Genomic DNA, 14,634 nt, shown 5'->3' on the forward strand with positions numbered 1-14,634 from the left:
CGGCCCGCATCGTTATCTCCAGCCCTTTACACGAAAACAGAAGGGCTTCGCCCGGCCCGACGGCCACAGGCAAAGCCCCTTTGAAAGAAAGAAAATAAGAAACTCGTGTTATTTGGTGCGCGTAACCGTGTGCAGCACATGGCCGGTCTTGTCGAGCATGTAGAGGCTCAACTCCTGGTCCGATACCGATACGACTGAGAATCCCGGTTCGGGGCTGCAATATTGCGTTCCCTCGATGGGGCTCACCTTGCGGCTCAGCGAGGCCGACGAGTTGACCACGTAGTCGACCGGGCTGTCGGGCATCTGTATGTGCTGGAAGTTGTGAATGTGCCCGGCGATATACATGTCGACACCATATTTCCTCAACAGCGGGTCGAGACGCTCCTGCAGGTTCTCGCGCTCGATTTCGTCCTTGGGAGTCTGAGCATAGACGGGGTGATGGCCGATGACCACCTTCCAGGTGTCGTGCGAGGCATTCAGCACCGAGTCGATCCAGTGAAGCTGGGCCTGCATGTCTTGGGCGGCCACGTCGCGATACGACTCTTCCGACTCCTTGTGGTATTTGTCGATAAGCGGTGCCGTGTCGATAAAGACCACCTTGAGCGTAGAGCTGTCGCCCACCTCGAAGGTCTTGTCGTAGTAGCGGGCCGGCATGCACCAGCGGCGGCTTACGCCCGAATAGTCGAGTACGGCCTGGGTGTTGCCCCGGTATTCGTGGTTACCCAGCACGGGATACCAGTCGAGCATCAGCTCGGGGTGCGAATAGATGTATTCGTAGTTGGTATTCCACAGAGGGTCGTCGACGCTGGCCACCCCCTCGAAGTGGTGAATGTCGCCGGCGGCGGCTACAAACTCGATGCCTATCTCGCCGGCCGTCTCGCCCATCTGCTCGGCAATGGGCTTCTGGTCGTAATAGCCGTTACGTCCCATATCGTTGGCTACGATAAAGTTGAAGTTATCGTCGATCGACTCGGGGAAGGTGCTGTTTTGCGTGTCGTTGGTCTGGCGGCACGACCAGCCGCACAGGATAATCCCCACCAGCAGCAAGGCCGAAAAGGTGCGGACATGTCTCAATAAGAATCTAACGGATTTTTTCATTTCGCTTCGTTTATTTGTTTTTATCATTTACTTGTTTTTTAGAACTCCCATTTTACACCGATGTCGAAGGTCGACTTGTAATACTCGAGCTGTGCCATGTACTGCTTGGAGCCCTGGTAGTAGCGCAGCGGCTGGTTGGTGAGGTTGTTGGCCTCGGCAAAGATGCGCAGGCCGTCGGCAATGCGATACGAGGCGTTGGCGTCGAGGAAGAGCTGCCCGTCGTAATAGCGGTCTTCAAAAGCCGTGCTGGCCACCTCGTCGAGATACCCGGCGGTGTAGTTCAAAGAAACACGTGCCGAGAAGCGATTGTTCTCCCAAGCCAGCGAGGCGTTGAACATGTGCGGAGCCGTGCCCGGGAAGCTCACGTCGGTACGCTCCTCGCCGTCCTCGTTGTAGATACCTTTGGTAATCGAGTGGGTATAGGTGTAGTTGAGCATCACGCTGAAGTTGCGCATGAAACTCGAGGCAAAGAAGTCGAGCTTGCGCTGGAAGGCCAGCTCCACACCGAAGAGGTGTACCTGGTCGCCGTTCAGGGGGCGCAGGAACTGCCACTGCTCACCGGCCGGGATGGGGTTGGGCAGGTTGGGGAAATCGGCGGCAAACTTCTCGGTCGTATAGTTGGCATCGAGGTAGTTGTAGATGAAGTTGTCGAGATTTTTGTAGAAGAGCCCGGCCGAAACGATACCCACCGACTGGAAGTAGTATTCGCCGATGAGGTCGGCGTTGTAGGAGTAGGTGGCCTTCAGGTCGGGGTTACCGGCCGAGATTTCGCGGTCTTCCGATTTTACATCGGCAAAGGGAATCAGGGCGTAGTAGTTGGGGCGGGCGAGTGCCGTCGAGAAGACACCGCGGAGCACCATATTCTTTCGGGGTGTGTAACAGATGGTCACGTTGGGCAGCACGTTGGTGTAGCTGTTTTTCACGTTGCGCAGGTCGGCGTTGGCATAGTCTTCGTCGAGCACATAGTTGCCCTCGTAGTCGACCCGGGTATGCTCGATGCGGGCCCCCACGATAAAGGTGAGGTCGGGGGTAATGTCCTGGTCCCAACGCAGATAACCGGCGTAGATTTGCTCCTTGGCCTTGTAGTTGTTGACCAGATACTCCGACGGGTCGGCCTCTTTCTCGAAGAGTGCGGCGTTGTTGAGGTCGACATTGCCCAGCCATTTTTTGGAGACGAACGAGCCCGGTATGTAGCGGTCGCCCTGCGTCAGAGGCGAGTTGTAGGTGACCGGTTCCATGTCGCCCAGCGAGGGGAGACCGTCGATGGGGGTATATTCATAAAAGTTGTTGTTGCGCTCCTTGCTCTTGATGCGGGCTTTCAATCCGAAGTGGAGACGACCCTTTTGCGATGCGATGGCCGAGAGAGGCACCCGGGCGTTGATTTTGGCCGAGTATTCATCCTCGTCGGTATAGTCGTGTTGTTCGGTGAGCTTGTCGAAGGCAAAGAGACTCAAGTCTTGCCCGGGAGCCGAGATAAAGGGCAGTCGCGGGTTGGTCAGATCTTGTGTGAGCGAAAGTCCCTCTTGCGTATACTCGATGTAGCGTTCGTGCGGACGGTCTTCCTGAGCCTTGGCATAGCTGAGGTTCCAGTCGAGGTCGAACCGGGGCGAGAGCAGGTGCGTACCCGTGAGCGAATAGGATTGCACCCGCTGGTCTTCGAGACGGGCGTTCTTGTTGCGGCAGTTGTCTATACCGCCTTTGGTCTCGCGGGTGATGTTACCCGTGTATCCGGTAATCGCCTGCGTAGCCTCGTCGTATACGGGTTCCACATCCTTGAACTGGGTGCGGAAGCGGTTCTCCCTGTCGTCGCGCCAGTTGTACATCAGGTCGGCAGCCAGCGTGTTGTTGGCATCGATTTTCCAGTCGGTATTGAGCGAGATGCTGCGGCGGATGCGTTGCACGTCGTATTTGCGAATATCCATCTCTTCGAGGAAAATATTCTGGGCGTCGTCCTTGCCCCACACCCCTTCGATATTGTCCGAACCGTAGCTCTTGTTCATGTACGAGGCGCTGAGTACCACGCCCACCTTATCGTCGGCAAAGCGGTTGGAGTAGACAAACGAGCCCGACCCGGTAGCCCCGTTGCGGATGGGGTTGAAACCGCCCAGTGCCGTGAGCGAGATGCGCTGCCGGCCCGATGCGGCGCGAGTCACCAGGTCGACCGAGCCGCCTATGGCATCGCCATCCATGTCGGGAGTAAGGGTTTTGTTTACCCGTATGGTCTGTATCATGTCCGAGGGAATCAGGTCCATCTGCACCTTGCGGTTGTCGCCCTCGGCCGAGGGGATGCGGTTCCCGTTCAGAGTCACCGAGTTCAACTCCGAAGCCAGACCCCGCACGATGATGTTGCGGGCCTCGCCCTGGTCGTTCTGCATGGTGATACCCGGTACCCGTTTCAGCGCATCGCCTATGTTCGAGTCGGGGAAACGGCCCACCTGGTCGGCCGAAATCACGTTGGTTACATTGCGGTTGGTCTTCTGCTGGTTGAATGCCTTGGCCTGTCCGCGAGCCTGGTCGCCCATGACAACCACCTCGTTCAAGACTTTCGAATCTTCCTGCAACTGAAACTCGATGACCGAGTTTCCTCCCTCTTTTACCGTGACGTCCTGATACGCCGTCGTATATCCTAAGTAAGTGACTTCGACCCGATACTCCCCGTCGGGAACATTCAGGAACTCGAAGTAACCGTTTTTGTCCGAGACTGTGTAGCGGTTAAATTTGTCCAGTCGCAGTACGGCGCCCGGCAACGTGTGGTGCTCGGTCCCCTCTTTCACCGTACCCGAAATAAGTCCTGCTGCTTGTGCAACAGTAATTTGCACGAGAATAAAAATCAATGTGAATGTCCTTTTCATACTGTTTTTTCCGTTGGTTATATGCTGCGCCAAAATTATCGGGCCCGTGCAACATTTGTGTTACAACTGTTTTAAGCCTAAGCAACATTCGTTATACATTGATGCTACAACTCGTTTATTATCAGTGAGGTTGGCTAAACGAGAGAAGGGTATGAGCCGGGGGGACAAAAAAATCCCCAGGCCCGAAAACAATCGGGTCTGGGGATACTATCGGTCACGACGGGCGGCCTGCCCGCCGGATACATTTTTCGGTTACAACAATTTCTGCAGAAGCTCGGGCACCTGGATGTCGCAACATTGCAACCGGGCGAGGCAATCGGCTCCCTCGGGCGAAAGCGAGAAGTACATCTGCCGCTTGTCGTCATCGCCCAGGCTGCGCTGAATGAGCCCCTTTTTCTCGGCCGAGCGAATCACCTTCGAGGCGTTCGACTGGGAGAGGTTCAACTGTCTGGCAATATCGCCCGACGACAGTTTGGGGCAATCGCTCAAGGCACACAGCAGGGAGCCCTCGTTGAGCCCGAGGCCGTAGCGCTTTTCAAACCGGGCTTCAAACTCGGTGATGGCCCGGTATACATCGCGTATCTTGCAAAACGATTCCATACGCTTACTTGATTTCATACATGGCCTGTTTGAAACACGAACGCACACACTTGCCGCACTCTATACACTTGTCTGCATCGATTTGCGGCAACCCGAACCCCACCTGGCTGATGGCCTGCCGGGGGCAAAGGTCGATGAGCGGGCAGCGATGGTTCTGCGGACAACGGTCTTTGTCTACTACGATTGGCATATCTTTTTTTCCTCCTTTCTTTACACAAAAGTCGAACCTGCTGTGGGCCTCTCTGCCCCGGTCGATACGACTTTTGTATCGGTTTACAAAATTACATTTTCTTTTCCAATGCAGAACAAGACCGGGAGTCGCTTTTGCCTGCGGGCAAAACGAAGGGGGAATCTCCCCGTGCGGGAGACTCCCCCTCGCCGATAGGTTCTGCGTTATTTGATAAACTTGGTTTGCAGCACTTGTCCGTCGGCCATGGCCCGAACCAGATAAACGCCGCTCGACAAGTGGTCGACATCGAGGGTCGATTGATTTTCACAACCGGCTACCTGACGTCCGCTGGCATCGAAGACCACGATGCGGTCTACCTGCTCGGCCGAGCATACTACCTGACCGGCACTTACCCACAAGCGGCCGTCGGCTGCAACCGACTCTACGGACGAACCGCCTTTGACTATATCGCCATAGAACCCGATGTTGTCGATCGAGAGCATGTAGCCGTCGGTCGTCGTCAGACGGATGGCTACGTAGATGTTCTGTCCCTTATAGGCGCCCAGGTCTACACCGCGGGTGCTGGGATTGTGACCGTGGCACCGTCTTCGGCTCTCAACGTCAGCTCTTCGGGAACGGTTCCCGTTTCGAAGTCGTAGTACATGACCGGGTTCTTCACTACGGTGAACTCGACTTCGAGAGTATTGTTTTCGAGATTCTCGTCGCCCTCGTTCTCGATGGTAATCGTCAGCGTGTGACCGCCGGACGAGAGGCTGGCCAGGGCTTGCTCGCATACGTAGTTTTTAGTCTCCTGAGGTTCGATGCTCTCGATGTCGAAGGTCTCGACAACCGTACCGTCGACGGCAACTTCGACCGAGGCATTGGTAATCGTGTTGACCGAATTGTTGACTATCGAGAAGGAGATGTCTTGCGACTGTTGCGACGATACATATTCGTTGACCGGCGAGGTGAGGTTGGTCACAGCCAGGTCGTTGCCGAGCCTGTCGATCTCTTCGAGCGAAATGTCGTCGATGCAAATCACATTCTTGTTAGCATCGCTGAAGGCATGGAAGCCAAAGTAGTAAACCCCGTCCTCCTCGATGTGGACTACACTGGCCGACTCCATATATTCGTCGGTATTGAAGGGGGCATACTCTACCACCTTCGTGGTCATGGCTTCGGGCGTAGCCTCGGTACCATAGTATACGGCAAATTTCTCGTCGTAAGAGAAGGAAGAGTACCAGAACTTGAGACTGTAGTAACCGGCTTTCAGTTGAATGGGCTCCAAGATGAACCAGTCGTCGCCCACGTTGTTGCTGCTGTACCAATATATCATGGCATAGTCGCCGGTACGGGAGAACGAAGAGAACCACGAGTTGGCCTCGATTGCCCAGCAACCGTTACCGCCGTCGGCTTCGTCGAAGTTCAGGTCGAAGTATTTGATGGCTTCGCGGCTGTATGCATCTTCAAAACCGTTGAAGTAGGGTACTTTGGCCGGACCGAAGTGACGCACGCTCACCGTGCTGGTATCGTTGTCGGCAATATCGTCGTTCTCCAGATTGCTCCAGGCCTTGATGGTATACGAACCCGATTCCGAAAGGTCGGCCTTGGTCTCGAAGGTATAGATATACGACTCACCTGCACCGATGGTTTCGGCAATCGTCTCGGTTACGGCCGGTTGCTGGTCGATCTGATTCAATTAGTTATCATAGGGTAAATCCATCCGATACCAGGGCCGCCGATTTTTTTCTTGTATCTGTCCCGTCGCAGCAAACGATATTCATCTCCACGGCAACGGTAGAAGCCGTGGAGATGAAAAAGCGACACCTCTCTCGCAGTCCCCGTTCGGGAGAACGTGGCTTCATGGGGTTATTTCTTCAGCAATACCTTGTCGATAGCCTCCTTGAACGAACTTTTGGGCATGGCTCCCGTAGTCATCTGCGGCTGCTCGCCCATGGGGATAAAGAGTATCGAGGGGATGCTTCGTATCCCGAACAGACCGGCCAGCTCCTGTTCCTCTTCGGTATTCACCTTATAGATATAGATTTGTCCGTCGTACTCTTCGGCCAGTTCCTCGAGTATGGGTGCTACCATTTTGCAGGGGCCGCACCACGAGGCGTAGAAGTCGATGATGGCCGGCTTGTCGCCCAGGTATTTCCACTCATTGGGATTGGTTTCATAATCCATCACTTTTTTCAAGAAATCGGCTTTGGTCAATTCAATCGTTTTCATCTTGTTCTCCTTTTTATTATTTTTATCATTGTTCGTCGCTTGGGTTTCACAGGCGGCCAGCAGAAGCGCAACCAGACTCACCGCCCAAATCATCAGTCGTTTATTCATAGCTTTTCTCTTTTTTAAATGAACTCATCAATAATCCGCCTATGGCTGCTCCCCACACCGTGCTGGTCCAGGGCGATGCCGTGATGGGGCAGGTGCCGCTGGCGCAACCTACATACCGCCAGTAAAGGTATCCGCCTACGGCTCCCAATATCAAGCCCAGAGCCAACAATCCGTATCGCTTCATCCAGCTCTTCATCACTTGCTTTTTGTCCTTTATCTCTATATTTGTTTTCATAAGAAAAATATTCCATTAGAAATTACTTTGCAAAGATGTATATTGTTTTCCATATAAACAATATTCCTATGGAAAATATTTATGGATATAATATCTTTTAACACTCTCGGCTATTCCGGGACATCTGCAGGGAGGGTATCTGGGAGACTGTCGAATAAAAAAATCCTCCGCACCGGGTGAGGCGCGAAGGATTCTGTTACAAGGTTTTAGCGGTAATCTTACAATTCGAATTTGTACATGCGGGCCAACCGCAACTGGTATTCATACTCGAGCGAGAGCCGGTTGTCAAACGCCTCGTAGAGCTGGGTCGCATCTACCAGATATTCGACCATCGATATTTGTCCGGCCGTGAGGGCCTTTTGCAGCAGCCCCAGGTTGTTCTGGCGCATCAGCAGGTCGTAGCGGGCGTGGTCGCGTTGCAACGATACGGCTTCGTCGTAGGCGGTCTGCAGCTCGGCCAATGCCTGTTGCTCGCGATTGTTCACGGCAAAGCTCCCGGCCAGAGCCTGGGCCTTGGCCATCTTCACCTTCTTGCGATTGGCAAAGAGGGGGATGGAGATACCTACCGAAAGACCGTTGAACCGCTCGCCCAACTCATAGGCATGGCGGTAGCCCAACTCAAACTTGGGCAGCCACCCGGCCCGGTTGAGGGCCACCGACTTGTCGGCGATGAGGCTCTCCTGGCGCAGCAGCTGCAGCTCGGGGTCGGCCTGCAGGGCCTGGGCTTTCAGGTCGTCGAACGAGGCGGGCATCGCTGCCTGCGGGTAGTCGGCCAACGTCTCGAGGCCCTCTTCGAAGGGTTCGCCGCCGTTCAGCGCCCGCAGTTGGGCCAGACAGGCCGAACGGTCGTTGCGCAGCCGCGTGTTGGCGGTGGTGACGTTGAGCTGTTCGATTTCGATTTTGTTCACGTCGAGTATGGCGGCATCGCCCGTCGCGAGTCGTTCGCGATAGAGGGCGGCCAGCCGGTCGGCAGCCGCCTGCCGCTCCTCGCCCAACTGAATGCAGCGGTTCAGATAGACGATGCGCAGGCACAACTCCTTGGCCTGCAACAGCACCTGCTGCCGCAACAGTGCCTGCTGCCCGTCGTAGAGGCTGCGCTTGAGGTTGCCCATCTGGTTGCGCTGCACGTAGAGCGAGGGGAAATCGAATGCCTGCGACACGGTGATGTCGTATTTGCGGTCGCCGGCATTCTGGGCACCCCACAGGTGCTCCAGTTCGAAGGTGGGGTCGGCGAGCGAGTTTTGCGACGACACCTCGGCCTTCTGGCTCAGCACCATCTGGGCCCCGGCCTTCAGCTGGGGATTGTTGGTCTCGATACTCGACAGAATATCGGCCATCTTATTTTGAGCTCCCGCACCCGCAACGGCGAGTGCGCAGAGCAGGAAAAGCGTTTTTCTCATCGGTTTTCTTTTTTACGGTTCATAATCCAATAAACGACCGGCACCACAAAGGCGTTGAGGAAGGTCGAAGTAATCAATCCGCCCAGAATCACTTTGGCCATCGGGCTCTGTATCTCGTTGCCCGGCAGGTCGCCGCCCAGAGCCAGCGGGATAAGGGCCAGGGCCGAGGTGAGCGCCGTCATCAGGATAGGGTTCAACCGGTCGAGCGAGCCGTGCAATACGGTATCGTGCAGCGTATGCCCCTCGGCCAGCATGGTGTTGTAGTGCGACACGAGCAGCATGCCGTTGCGGGTGGCGATACCGAAGAGCGAGATGAAGCCGATGATGGCGGGGATACTGATTTCGCCCGTGGTGAAGCGCAGGATAAAGACGCCGCCGATGAGGGCCAGCGGCAGGTTGAGCAGGATGACGGCCGACTGCGACGCGCTGCGGAACTGGTTGTACAACAGCAGGAATACCACCAGCAGCGAGAAGAGCGACACAATCGAGAGGGTGCGCGAGGCGGCGGCTTCGCTCTCGAACTGTCCGCCATACTCGATGAAGTAACCCTCGGGCAGGGTGATGGTCTCGTCGATGCGTTCCCGGATGTCGTCGACTACGCTGCGCAGGTCGCGGTCGCTCACGTTGGCCGAGATGACGATTTTACGTTTCACATTCTCGCGGTTGATGGTGTTGGGACCGGTAGCCGACTCAATCTCGGCCAGCGTGCTCAACGGCACTTTGCCCATCTGCGTGTCGATCATCAGGTCGCCGATGCGGGAGGCGGTGGCCCGTTCGTCGTCTTTCACCTTGACCGTGAGGTCGAAGGTACGGCTACCCTCGTAGACCTGCGAGACTACCTCGCCGGCCAGGGCCACGTCGATAAACTCCGAGAACTCGGACAGCGTTACCCCGTAGCGGGCCAGCATCTCGCGCCGCGGCGTAATCTTCAGTTGCGGCCGTTCGATTTGCTGCTCGACATTCAGGTCTACCACGCCATCAATGGTCGAGATGTTTTTCTTGATCTGGTTGCCCAACATGAACATGCGGTTGAGGTCGTCGCCGAAGAGCTTGATGGCGATGCGGGCTTGTGTACCCGAGAGCATGGCGTCGATGCGGTGCGAGATGGGCTGCCCGATTTCGATGTTGACACCGGGCAGAATCGAGAGTTTCTTGCGCACATCGGCTACCACCTCGGCATGCGAGCGGTCTTTCAGTTCGAAGGGGGCTTCGATTTCCGAGGTGTTCACACCCAGCGCGTGCTCGTCGAGCTCGGCACGTCCCGTCTTGCGGGCCACGGTCTTGATTTCGGGCACCTCGAGCAGCAGTTGCTCGGCCCGGCGGCCGATGTTGTCCGACTCCTCGAGCGAGATGCCCGGCAGGGTGCTCACGTTGATGGTGAACGACCCTTCGTTGAACGACGGCAGGAAGCTGCGGCCCAGGGTAAAGAAGGTAATCAGTGCCGCTACAAAGAGCACGATGGTGCCGCCCAGTACCTCGCGGCGGTGGCGCAGCGACCACTCGAGGGCCCGCTGGTAATACTTCTTGAGGGTGCGGGCCACGATGGGTTCGCGGCTCATCTTGTCGTCGCCACCCTTACCCAACAGGTAGCTGCAGAGTACCGGCGTGAGGGTGAGGGCCACGATGGTCGAGGCAAACAGCGCCACGATGAAGGCGATACCCAGCGGTACCAGCATGCGCCCCTCCATACCGGTGAGGAAGAAGAGGGGGATGAAGGTGACGATAATGATGAGCGTCGAGTTGAGGATAGGCATACGCACCTCGCGCGAAGCCTCGAATACCACGTCGATAACCCGCTTGCGCTCGCCGGGCGGCAGCTTGCGGTTTTCGCGCAGGTGCTTGTAGACATTTTCCACGTCGACAATGGCATCGTCGACCAGCGACCCGATGGAGATGGCCATACCGCCCAGACTCATGGTGTTGATGGTGAAGCCCATGAAGTGCAGGGCCAATATCGAGAAGAGCAGCGAGAACGGCAGGGCAACCAGCGAGATGATGGTGGTGCGCACGTTCATCAGGAAGAAGAAGAGCACGATGACCACGAAGAAGGCCCCTTCGTAGAGCGACTTCTTCACGTTGTCGATAGAGCTCTCGATGAAGTGCGACTGGCGGAAGATGTCGGTCGATACGGTCACGTCGGCCGGCATGTTCTTTTTCAGCTCGTCGACCGACTCCAGCAGCTTGTCGGTCAAGTCGAGCGTGCTGGTGTTGGGCTGCTTGGTGACGGTGAGCAGCACGGCCGGATGAGCCTCGACCGAAGCGCACCCCAGCTTGGGCGCCTTGTCGCCAATCTTCACCTCGGCGATGTCGCCCATCAGGATGGGGACACCGTCGACGCGTTTCACCACACCCTTGGCAATGGCGTCGACATCGGTCGTAGCCACGGCACCGCGTATGATGTATTCGTTGCCATATTCATAGAGGATGCCGCCGTTGGCATTGCGGTTCATCTGGCGGGCAGCGGTCAGCACCTCGTCGAGCGAAACCCCGTATTGTTTCATGCGGGGCAGGTCGAGCAGAATCTGGTACTCCTTCATCTCGCCGCCGATGACGGTAACCTGTGCCACCCCACCGATGGAGAGGAGGCGGGGACGAATGGTCCAGTCGGCCAGCGTGCGCAAGTCGCGCATCGAGGTCGAGTCGGCCGTGAGGCCGATAATCATCATCTCGCCCAGAATGGACGACTGCGGGCCCAGCGTAGGGGTACCTACCCCCTGGGGCAGGCTCTCGCCCACGACGGCCAGTTTTTCGGAGGTTATCTGGCGGGCCCGATAAATATCGGTACTCCAGTCAAACTCGACCCACACGACCGAGAAGCCGGTGGTCGACGACGAGCGCACCCGACGCACGTCGGTGGCACCGTTGAGGGCCGTCTCTACCGGGAAGGTAACCAGGCGCTCCACCTCTTCGGGGGCCATGCCCGGAGCCTCGGTCATCACCACGACGGTGGGGGCGTTCAGGTCGGGGAATACGTCGACATCCATCTTGAGCGACGTATAGATGCCTGCAAACATCAACAGTATCGAAGCAACCAGCACGAGCAGCCGATTGTTCAGCGAATATCGGATAATCTTGTTCAACATGGCTGCGGCGGATTAGTGGTTGTGGGAATGACCTTCGGGAATGACACCGCTGTGTGCGGCCAGTTTCACCTGATAGACACCGCGGGTAACCACCCGGTCGCCCTCGTGCAGACCCGAGAGGATGCGCACGTTGGCCCCGTCGGTATCGCCCAGCGTGACCTCTTGCTTCTTATATCCCTCTTCGTCGAGACGCAGGTAGACGAAGTAGAGTCCCTGCTCCTCGGTGAGGGCCGAGACGGGTACCACCAGGGCATTGTCGACCGGCGTAGAGAGCAGATAGACCTCGACACAGGCACCGGGCACTACATCGCCCCGGTTGTCGAGTTCGAAGACCACCGGCACGTAGGCACCGCCGGCCAGGGAGCCGCGGCCGTAGCTCAGCAGCTTGCCGTTCAGTTGGTCGAGGCTGTATACCTGGTCGTCATACGAGGTCTTGAAGTGGGCCGATGCGATGGTAGGCAGTGCCTTGTAGTAGCGTTGCGGCACCTCGGCCCGCAACTGCAACCGGCGGTTTTGCGAGAGGGTCATCAGCGGTTGTCCCATCTCCACGAAGTCGCCGTCGTTCACCAGAATGTTTTTCAGGTAGCCGCTCATGGGAGCCTGCACGGCACTGCCCGTCCCGTTTCCGCCGATAGCCTCGTAGGCCAGCCGGGCGGTCTCGTAATCCTTGGCTATCCGTTCGTACTCCTGGCGCGAGATAATCTGGTCTTTCACCAGTTCGCTGGCCCGGTCGTAGGCCTTGCGAGCCGTCTCGTAGTCGATATGGGCGCGTTGTGCCGGGTCGCCTGCGGCCAGCTTTTGGGCCGAGAGGCGCAGCAGCACGCTCCCTTTCGATACTTGACTGCCGTCGGTGATATGCCGTCCGGCCAGCGAGACCACGCCCGACACGGGGGCTACGACCGTCATCTCGTCGCCCTGGGCGGCCGAGAGAGTACCCGAGCAGGGAATCACGCTGTGAAACTTCTCGGGCTTTATGGTTTTGGTGGTCAGGCCGATGGCTTCGGCCTCGGCTTTTTTCAGGATGATTTCGTCGCCATGGCCTTCGGCTTCGTGGTCGTGACCTTCGTGCTCGCTGTGCTCATGGTCGTGCTCTTCGATGTGGTCGCTGTGTTCGTGGGCTTCGCCATCGGTGTGCGACGAGCCCGAGCAGCTCCACAGAATATACGATAAGATTGTGATTGTCAATAATATGTTTCGTTTCATAGGTATTGCTTTAATATTGAATAAACAGATGTTTCAATCGTTACGGCCATGTCGGTGGCCGCACGTACGCATGGCTCGGCAGTGCATGATGCTTTGCGAGACAACACGATTTCAAAACTATATACCTATGCTACGGGAGGGGCCCTCAGAGCGAGGGTCTGGAGAAAGACGGCCGTATGCAGCCGTTCGACATAGATGCCATACGTGGGCGACTCGTCGGGGATGTCGACGACCCAGTCGGCCAATACGGCCCAGGTACCCAGCAATATCTTGACCGGGGCAAACCGAAGGGTTAGGTGCTGATGCAACGATGCCAGATCGACCGGTATCTTGTAGGCAAACCAGTTGCAGCCGGTGCAATCGTCGGTCTCTTCTTCGGCGCTTTTGGCGTGGGAGTCGTCGCTGCCGAGCAGGTTGAACTCGAGGCATATCATGCCGTTGGCGTGGTGATGATGCGGAAGTGTCGTAGAGAGCACTCCCAGGCAACCGGCCAGCAACAGACATACTATTTTCAGCTTCTTAGCCCACATAAAAGATAGATTTGCAACGGCAAAGGTAAGGCACAATCCCCGGGAACGGGATATTACCCCTGCAGTTTCAATCGAGTTTTAAATTTATTTAATATTATTCCTCGTCCAGGTCGTCGTCGAAATCGAAGTCAAAATCGAATCCGTCGTCGGCATACTGCGACTCGAGGAACTGTGCCATCTGTCGGCCGTCGCGTTTCGTGGGGCGTCCCAGCCCCTTCTGCCGGTTGACAAAGCCGCTGATGCGCACCATGTCGAGCAGTTCGTATTGCTCGGGTGGGGTGACATTCTCGAGGTAGCCCGGCACCAGTTTGGCCCCCATGCGGTTCTCGGCCAGAGCCAGAATCTTGAACGAGTAGGTCACGGGCGGCTTGCGCACCTGTATCGTGTCGCCCACCTTGACCGTGCGCGAGGGCTTCACCCCTACGCCGTCGACCATCACCCGGCCCTTTTTGCAGGCCTCGGTAGCGATGGTGCGGGTTTTGAAGATGCGGGTGGCCCACATGAACTTGTCGATTCGTACCTCTTCTTTTGCCATAGTTGCTACTTGTTGTTATACTGGTTCATGGTCTGCTGTACACCGGCCAGACAGAAACTCTTGATAATTTCGCCGGCCCGTTCCAGCTTCTCGGGCAGTTGTGCCTCTTGTTCCGGGGGGAAGGCCCCCAGCACGAAATCGATCTGCCCGCCACGCGGAAAGTCGTTGCCGATGCCGAACCGCAACCTCGAATAGACCTGCGTGCCCAATGTCTCGCAAATGTGCTTCAGTCCGTTGTGACCGGCATCGCTGCCTTTGGGTTTCAGCCGCAAGGTGCCGAAGGGGAGAGCCAAATCGTCGACCACGACGAGCAGATTTTCTACGGGGATATTCTCCTTCTGCAACCAGTAGCGCACGGCGTTCCCGCTCAGGTTCATATAGGTCGAGGGCTTGAGCAGCACGAGGGTACGTCCCTTGATGCGCAGCTCGCAGGTAGCTCCGTAACGGCCGTCGGTAAAAACGAGATTGGACGCCTTAGCCAAGGCGTCCAATACTCTGAATCCTATGTTATGCCGGGTATTCTCGTATTCGTAACCGATATTCCCCAGCCCTACAATCAGATATTTCATCTACAAAAAGATGGTGTTTG

Annotated in this window: 14 protein-coding genes; all 14 read right to left on the reverse strand. The window is 56.7% G+C overall.

The features are described 5' to 3' along the window. Positions 1-108: 108 nt before the first annotated feature. Positions 109-1,098, reverse strand: coding sequence for a metallophosphoesterase (locus Q1K76_RS06975; RefSeq protein ID WP_298662885.1), 990 nt, complete (start codon positions 1,096-1,098; stop codon positions 109-111). 38 nt (positions 1,099-1,136) lie between these two features. Then, the gene (locus tag Q1K76_RS06980; protein WP_300132099.1) at positions 1,137-3,950 is read right to left on the reverse strand and encodes a TonB-dependent receptor; all 2,814 of its coding nucleotides are present in this window, start codon (positions 3,948-3,950) and stop codon (positions 1,137-1,139) included. 252 nt (positions 3,951-4,202) lie between these two features. After that, positions 4,203-4,550 carry a winged helix DNA-binding protein gene (locus Q1K76_RS06985; protein WP_087409063.1) on the reverse strand — a complete coding sequence of 116 codons (348 nt, stop codon included), beginning with the start codon at positions 4,548-4,550 and terminating at the stop codon, positions 4,203-4,205. A 4-nt stretch (positions 4,551-4,554) separates the two neighbouring features. Continuing rightward, entirely contained in the window at positions 4,555-4,740 is a 186-nt protein-coding gene (locus tag Q1K76_RS06990; RefSeq protein ID WP_087409062.1) for a 4Fe-4S binding protein, read from the reverse strand. Between the two features lie 203 nt (positions 4,741-4,943). Beyond that, positions 4,944-5,222: a T9SS type A sorting domain-containing protein gene (locus Q1K76_RS06995; RefSeq protein ID WP_300132102.1), complete on the reverse strand. Its 279-nt coding sequence runs from the start codon at positions 5,220-5,222 to the stop codon at positions 4,944-4,946. A 65-nt stretch (positions 5,223-5,287) separates the two neighbouring features. After that, on the reverse strand, positions 5,288-6,418 hold the full coding sequence (locus Q1K76_RS07000; protein WP_300132106.1) for a hypothetical protein: 1,131 nt from the start codon (positions 6,416-6,418) through the stop codon (positions 5,288-5,290). Positions 6,419-6,588: 170 nt separating this feature from the next. Beyond that, positions 6,589-7,059 (reverse strand): thioredoxin, encoded by a 471-nt coding sequence (gene trxA, locus Q1K76_RS07005; RefSeq protein ID WP_298662881.1) that lies wholly within the window; start codon positions 7,057-7,059, stop codon positions 6,589-6,591. Next, on the reverse strand, positions 7,052-7,258 hold the full coding sequence (locus Q1K76_RS07010) for a DUF6132 family protein (RefSeq protein ID WP_162611679.1): 207 nt from the start codon (positions 7,256-7,258) through the stop codon (positions 7,052-7,054). The genes trxA and Q1K76_RS07010 overlap by 8 nt, the downstream gene beginning before the upstream one ends. A 254-nt stretch (positions 7,259-7,512) precedes the next feature. Further along, positions 7,513-8,694 carry a TolC family protein gene (locus Q1K76_RS07015; protein WP_300132110.1) on the reverse strand — a complete coding sequence of 394 codons (1,182 nt, stop codon included), beginning with the start codon at positions 8,692-8,694 and terminating at the stop codon, positions 7,513-7,515. Further along, the gene (locus Q1K76_RS07020; RefSeq protein ID WP_300132113.1) at positions 8,691-11,777 is read right to left on the reverse strand and encodes an efflux RND transporter permease subunit; all 3,087 of its coding nucleotides are present in this window, start codon (positions 11,775-11,777) and stop codon (positions 8,691-8,693) included. Before Q1K76_RS07020 ends, Q1K76_RS07015 begins: the two co-directional genes overlap by 4 nt. 12 nt (positions 11,778-11,789) lie before the next feature. Further along, a complete protein-coding gene (locus Q1K76_RS07025) occupies positions 11,790-12,980 on the reverse strand; it encodes an efflux RND transporter periplasmic adaptor subunit (protein ID WP_300132116.1) in 1,191 nt (396 codons plus the stop codon). 125 nt (positions 12,981-13,105) lie between these two features. Further along, positions 13,106-13,510, reverse strand: coding sequence for a DUF6769 family protein (locus tag Q1K76_RS07030; RefSeq protein ID WP_087409056.1), 405 nt, complete (start codon positions 13,508-13,510; stop codon positions 13,106-13,108). A 94-nt stretch (positions 13,511-13,604) separates the two neighbouring features. After that, on the reverse strand, positions 13,605-14,045 hold the full coding sequence (locus Q1K76_RS07035) for an RNA-binding S4 domain-containing protein (protein ID WP_087409055.1): 441 nt from the start codon (positions 14,043-14,045) through the stop codon (positions 13,605-13,607). 5 nt (positions 14,046-14,050) lie between these two features. Continuing rightward, positions 14,051-14,614: an aminoacyl-tRNA hydrolase gene (pth, locus tag Q1K76_RS07040; protein WP_087409054.1), complete on the reverse strand. Its 564-nt coding sequence runs from the start codon at positions 14,612-14,614 to the stop codon at positions 14,051-14,053. Positions 14,615-14,634 lie beyond the last annotated feature (20 nt).

This window comes from uncultured Barnesiella sp., from assembly GCF_946496565.1.
Classification (GTDB): domain Bacteria; phylum Bacteroidota; class Bacteroidia; order Bacteroidales; family Barnesiellaceae; genus Barnesiella; species Barnesiella merdigallinarum.